The 420-nt window shown below is 38.8% G+C and carries 1 protein-coding gene; it reads left to right on the top strand.

Going from position 1 to position 420, the window contains the following annotated elements:
- On the top strand, positions 1-228 hold a 228-nt coding region (locus ACYVTD_RS17125; protein ID WP_461248847.1), incomplete at its 5' end, for a hypothetical protein.
- Positions 229-420: the final 192 nt, after the last annotated feature.

The following is a 420-nucleotide window of genomic DNA, read 5'->3' as shown; positions in this document are numbered from 1 at the left end:
CTCGACAGCGTCAGATGTGTAAAAGAGCCAGACATAACAAACCCAGAAATCTTGAATCACCCAAGGCTTCCCCACATGCCTAAAAAACCCGCCATCGACACCTCCAAACTCAACCAAATAGACGCATACACCTACCCCGAACACGACCGTGCCAACATTCCCCCTGTCGGCATGGCTCAATACGACACAGTAGCCAGCCCAGAGGCTACACGATCATATTTTAAGTAACCATCATAATTACTGATACAACCAATTCCTGAAATATTAGTTATTGGTTCAATATTCTTTAACTTTATTTCAGGCATTGATAATTGAATAATATCATTAAGTGAATTTAACGAGGCAATATGAATTACATAAAAACTATCTGAATCATATTTGAATGGAAAGCTATGCGATTTAAGTTTCATAATACGGTTA

The organism is Treponema sp. R6D11, from assembly GCF_054786075.1.
This window is presented reverse-complemented; position numbering and strand designations above follow the sequence as displayed.